Below are 6,000 nucleotides of genomic sequence, written 5' to 3' on the forward strand. Positions count from 1 at the left end.
TTGATAACAGTAACTTTGGTTACTGCTAAATTTTAATCGTAACTTTACTTTTGTAAAAAATCAAAAACAAATGAAAAGAACTATTAACTTAACTTTACTACTATTTTTAGCTATTTTTAGCTTTAGTTGTAATACAAAATCACAAGAAACGGCGGTTAAAGTATTAACCCCTATGGAGTTTAAAGAAAAATCTTTAAATCAATTAATTATTGATATTAGAACGCCACAGGAATTTAACCAGGGTCATATTCAAGGAGCAATTAACATCAATTATTTTGATAGCACTTTTTTAGATCAAGTATCAAAATATGAAAAAAGTACAACTCTTTATTTGTATTGTAGGTCTGGAAATAGAACATCATCAGCTTCATCTCAAATTACAGCTTTAGGATTTAAAAAAGTGTATGACCTGCAAGGAGGAATTGTTAATTGGGAACGAAATAATTTAGAAGTAAAAAAATAGCAATGAAATATTTTCTAATTTTTATGGGTTTAATTTTAACATCTTGTTCTAATTCATTAACAGAGGAAGAAAAAGAAAAATATACCCAAAAAGGAACTGAAATTACTCAGGCAACTTATAAAGAACTTAGCTCTAATTTAATGACCCAAATGAAATTGGGAGGTCCAAAACAAGCAATTCCGTTTTGTCATACTGAAGCAATGTCAATTACAAATAGTATGGAAGAAAAATTTAATGTAACAGTAAAAAGAACTTCTGATAGAATTAGAAATACCAATAATCTTGCAGCAGATCGTGAATTACAAATAGTTACACAATATGAGAAAGCCATTCAAAATAAATCTGACTTAAAACCAATTGTTGAAAAAAACACAAATGGTAATGTGCAATTCTATGCACCTATTATTATCGATGCAAAATGTTTAGTATGTCATGGCAAACTTGGTGAAGAATTAACAGTTGAAACAGATTCATTAATTAAAACATTGTATCCAAAAGATATGGCTATTGGCTATAAAAATGGAGATGTTAGAGGGATTTGGAGTATAGAATTTAAAAATAATTAATATGGCAAAAGTTGTTGTTTTAGGAGCTGGAATATCTGGTCATACAGCGGTTTCTTATTTAAGCAGAGCTCTAAAAAAGGGTCACGAAGTTGTAATGGTTTCACCAAATAGTAACTTTCAGTGGATTCCTTCTAACATCTGGGTTGGAGTTGGATTAATGACTCCCGATCAAGTGAAATTTGAATTAGCTCCTGTATATAAAAAAATGGGTGTAGTATATAAACAAGCCTTAGCTATTGCAATTCACCCAGAAGGAGATGCTGAAAACGAAAAAGGATTTGTCACTATTAAATATGTGACTGGTGAAAATGAAGGAAAAGAGGAAAAAGTTTCGTATGATTTTTTGATAAATAGTACAGGGCCAAAATTAAATTTTGAAGCAACTGAAGGGTTAGGCCCTCATAAATTCACAGAATCCGTTTGTACGTATGACCATGCCGAGCATTCTTGGAAAAAACTACAAGAGTCTTTAAAGAAAATGGAAAATGGAGAAAGGCAAACTTTTGTGGTAGGTACAGGTCATGCGTTGGCTACTTGTCAAGGTGCTGCTTTTGAATATATTTTAAATATTGCTTTTGAAATAGGAAAAAGAAAGTTAACGCATTTAGCTGATATGTGGTGGATTTCTAATGAATATGAGTTAGGAGACTTTGGTATGGGTGGTGCTTATATAAAAAAGAATGGGTATATAACGCCAACTAAAATATTCACCGAATCTATTTTAAAGGAATACGGAATTAGATGGATAAAAAGGGCTGGTGTTTATAAGGTTGAAGAAGGGAAAATTTATTATGAAAATTTAGAAGGAGAATTTCACACTAAAGAATTTGATTTTGCGATGTTAATTCCTGGTTTTTCGGGTGCAGGTATGAAAGCTTTTAATAAAGAAAATAGTGATATTACATTTGAAGTTTTTGCTGCAAATGGAATGATGAAAGTAGATGCAGATTACACTCCAAAAGAATATGAAGATTGGAAAGCTGAAGATTGGCCTTCAATTTATCAGAGTTGCGAGTACGATAATATATATGCTGCAGGAATTGCTTTTGCGCCTCCGCATGGTATGTCTAAACCAATGCAAAGTCCTAATGGAACTAAAATTTTTCCTACACCTCCAAGAACAGGAATGCCTTCAGGAGTAATTGGAAAAATAGTTGCACAAAATGTAATTCATTCTATAAAAGTCGGTAAAATTGAGCATCCACATAAAGCTTCTATGGCTAAAATGGGCGCAGCTTGTATAGTGTCAGCAGGATATGGATTATTTAAAGGACAAGCAGCAGTAATGACTGTTAATCCTATTGTACAAGATTGGGAAAAATACCCAAAATGGGGAAGAAATATAAACGATACAGTAGGTGTTGTTGGAACTGCAGGCCATTGGATGAAATTATTTATGCATTACATGTTTTTATACAAAGCGAAGGCTAAACCGTTTTGGTGGTTAATACCTGAATAAATTGTAATTAAATTATTTTAAAATGAAAAAAAGTAAAGAAAAAACGATACCATATAGCAATATGTCTTTTGGTACAGAACCAGGAATACTAGTGCGTTTTATGAGAGTTTGCTTCATAGTTCAAATTTATAATTTTTTTATGCTAAACTTAAAAGTAATGAAAATTGTAATTGGTGGTCATTCTTAAGTTGTATAATTTTTGTAATTTTGAAGTCTAAACAAATCAAAAATGAATAAAATAGAGATATTAAATTTGAAGTGTGGTGGGTGTGTAAACTCAATTAAAAAAGGATTATTAACCGTAAAAGGTGTTAATACTGTTGAAGTAGATTTAGATAAATCAATTGTTTCTATAGATTCAAATGATGAAGCTATTTTAACTTCAGTAAAAGAAAAATTAGCAACTATGGGTTATCCAGAAGTGGGTGATGCAAACACAATATTACATAAAGCAAAATCGTTTGTTAGTTGTGCAACTGGAAGAATGATTTCAGATGAGAAATAAAAAAAAACGAGGTCAGTGGCCTCGTCAATGCCTCGGTTTTTTTTTATGTTAAAATTTCAATGTAACTCCAATTAAAAAGTTTCTTGTAGCTTGAGGATAATAACCTGCACCATCTAAAGTTGTAGTTTCTCCAGTTATAGACCAAGTGTCATCATAAGTATAATAATACCCATTCGAAATATATTTTACATTAAAAATATTATTTACTAATGCACTAAATAAGATGGATTTAAAAATGCTATTTGGTTTAATTTCATACGAAAAATTGAAATCATTTACAAAATAACTATCTAATTTTGAATTTTCATTATCTACATTTCCCATATATTGTTCTCCAACATATTTTGATAATAATGAAAGTTGAACATTTTTTGTAGGTTGATAAACAAAAGCGTTTCCAATAATTAAATTTGGTGAAAATGAAAGATTTGTTTTTCCTAAATCAGTTAATTCGCCATTCCAAGAGGTTATAAAATCAACATTTTTATTACTACTTATTGCAATATTTGGTTGTAAACTAAATTCATTTGAAATTGAAATCTGAGCATCAATTTCTAAACCTAAACGGTAACTTTTTCCACTGGTTGCTCTTAATGGAGCTCCAGTATCATCAATTGCACCAGTCAAAACTAACTGATCTTTATAAAGCATATAATAAATGTTTGAATTCACTTTAAAAGTTCCATTATTAAAACGCCATCCTAACTCAAAGTCATTTAATTTTTCAGAAGTATTCACTCCATTTTCAAAATCGTTTCTATTCGGTTCTTTATTTGCTTTTGCATACGATAAATACAAACTGTTGTTTTCATTAGCTTTAAAAGTTACACCCGCTTTCGGATTAAAAAATGAATAATTTTCATCAACATTTATAGCCTCTCTATCTGAAGTCAATCCTTTGGTGTCAAATTTCACAAAACGAGCTTGCAAATCAGCAAATAAAGTCCAAGAATCATTTAAATTATAAGTTATTTTCCCAAATATATTTGAATCTTTTTTTTCGGTTTTACTATCATAATAATGGTCTCTTATTTCTGAATTACTTGTAAATTCAGCCCAAATAATTTCGCCAAAATGTTTTCCCAGATACGTGCTAAGTGAGGTTCCAAAAATTAGTTCCAAGCCATTATTTTTATAGGTTGCATTGGCATTTAAAACATAAAAATCATTGCCTAACCAGCGTCTTCTTATTAAATCCGTTTTGTCTATGGTAGCACCACCAATAGTTATAGGAGTTAAATTGTAATCTGAAAAATCTTCACTTTCTTTAAATTGTTCATAATAACCACGGCCATAAGTATAATTTAACCCAAGGTTTGCAGACCAGTTTTCAGATAGTTTTTGGTTCCAATGTAATTGATAATGATCTTGATTATAATTGTCAATTTCGTTTTCATAAAAATACGGGTTGTAAGTACGGCCTAAAGTTTCCATTTCTTCTTTTGTTACCCCATACCAAGCCTGATATGTTTTCTCATGACCTCCAAAAGTCAATGCTTTAATTAAGGTGTTATCATCAACATAAGCGGCTTGTAAAAAATAGGATTTTAAATCGGACCACGCTCTGTCAATATACCCATCAGAATCAATTTTTGAGAAACGACCTGAAAATTCGATGTGTTTATTAATTTTTCCAGTACTAAATTTAACGGTGTGTTTTTTAGTGTTATAAGAACCAAAAGAGTTGCTAATTTCTCCGAACGCATTAGTAGAAACAGCATCGGTTAACAAATTTAGACTTGCACCAAAAGCACCAGATCCATTGGTTGAAGTTCCAACACCACGTTGTAATTGCATACTCTCAGTTGAAGAAGTAAAATCGGGCATATTTACCCAAAATGTCCCTTGACTTTCAGCATCATTGTATGGAATTCCATTAATAGTAATATTAACACGAGTAGCATCACTTCCTCTAACTCTAATACCGGTATAGCCAACTCCTGCACCAGCATCGGAAGTTGTAACTACAGAAGGTAAATAATTTAATAATACCGGAATATCCTGCCCTAAATTTCTGTTTACTAAATCTTCTTTGGTAACGTTAGTATGCGTAACCGGTGAATTGGCTTTTACTCTTACGGCAGAGACTAAAACCTCATTTAAATTAATATAACTGTCGGCCATATCAATGGTGATAAATAGATTTTTCGTTAAAGTTATTTTTACTTCCTTAGGTTGGCTTAAAGCACTAATAACTAAAGTATAATCTCCTTTTTTTAAAGAGAATGAAAATTCACCTTCAAAATTTGTAGTTGTTTCAGTAGTTGTTCCTTTTACTAAAATTGTTGTTCCTGGAAGTGTATTCTCACCATCAGTTACTTTTCCAGAAAGTTTAAATAACTCTTGAGATTGTGTATTTATTGAAAATACAATTATTAAAATAAAGATTAAATGTTTCATTTATATAAAATAAAACGATTTAAAAAGAGGTAATTAATCGATGTTAATTAAATTGTTACTTACTTCCCTTAACAGCATTACCTGTTCAGGTTCAATGGGTTTGATCTCAGCCGTTTTAGGCACCCCTTTTGAGATGCTGCAAATTTAGGTATTAATTACGTATTTAAGAATATTTATTTAAGAATATTTTTTTAAAGATTAAAACGAAAGAAGTTATAATAGTAAATAATAAACCTACGGTCAACAAAGAAAATTTAAAAATAGCTGAATAAAAAGCAATTGAACTCCATTTTTGTAGCAAATCGCCTAAAAGCAGTTGTATTAAAGCTATATTTTCAATAATATCACAAAATGCAGCCAAAAAAATTAGCCAAATTAAAATGACACCAATTATATTAATTTTTGAACCTTTCCATATTCGTTCATTTAATTTATGAATGAGAAACGAAAAGAATAAGGAATAAATAATAATGCGAATTAAGGGTTAAAAATCACAAGAAAAAAGCAAAAAATTTATGATAAAAAGCAATAAAATATTTGCATAAAAGCCTGATAATCAGTATATTTATAGTGAATTTCAAACATTATAAAAAACATGATTAATCAG

General features: G+C 30.2%; 5 protein-coding genes and 1 riboswitch. Of the genes, 4 read left to right on the top strand and 1 reads right to left on the bottom strand.

The genetic code is table 11. The annotated features are described in order from the left end of the window. Positions 1-70: 70 nt before the first annotated feature. The 4 genes from Q8S45_RS01770 (at position 71) to Q8S45_RS01785 (ending at position 2,993) form a co-directional block, all read left to right on the top strand. Positions 71-463 (top strand): rhodanese-like domain-containing protein, encoded by a 393-nt coding sequence (locus Q8S45_RS01770; protein WP_305600686.1) that lies wholly within the window; start codon positions 71-73, stop codon positions 461-463. A gap of 2 nt (positions 464-465) precedes the next feature. Then, entirely contained in the window at positions 466-1,029 is a 564-nt protein-coding gene (locus tag Q8S45_RS01775) for a DUF3365 domain-containing protein (protein ID WP_305600688.1), read from the top strand. 1 nt (position 1,030) lies between these two features. Further along, entirely contained in the window at positions 1,031-2,488 is a 1,458-nt protein-coding gene (locus tag Q8S45_RS01780; protein ID WP_305600690.1) for an NAD(P)/FAD-dependent oxidoreductase, read from the top strand. A 229-nt stretch (positions 2,489-2,717) separates the two neighbouring features. Further along, positions 2,718-2,993 carry a heavy-metal-associated domain-containing protein gene (locus Q8S45_RS01785; protein WP_305600692.1) on the top strand — a complete coding sequence of 92 codons (276 nt, stop codon included), beginning with the start codon at positions 2,718-2,720 and terminating at the stop codon, positions 2,991-2,993. A gap of 48 nt (positions 2,994-3,041) precedes the next feature. On the opposite strand, the gene Q8S45_RS01790 is transcribed toward Q8S45_RS01785, so the two are convergent. Beyond that, positions 3,042-5,393 (bottom strand): TonB-dependent receptor, encoded by a 2,352-nt coding sequence (locus tag Q8S45_RS01790; RefSeq protein ID WP_305600694.1) that lies wholly within the window; start codon positions 5,391-5,393, stop codon positions 3,042-3,044. Between the two features lie 47 nt (positions 5,394-5,440). Beyond that, positions 5,441-5,530, bottom strand: a riboswitch (TPP riboswitch). Between the last annotated feature and the right edge of the window lie 470 nt (positions 5,531-6,000).

This window comes from Lutibacter sp. (genome assembly GCF_030692605.1).
In the GTDB taxonomy this organism is placed as follows: Bacteria; Bacteroidota; Bacteroidia; order Flavobacteriales; family Flavobacteriaceae; genus Lutibacter.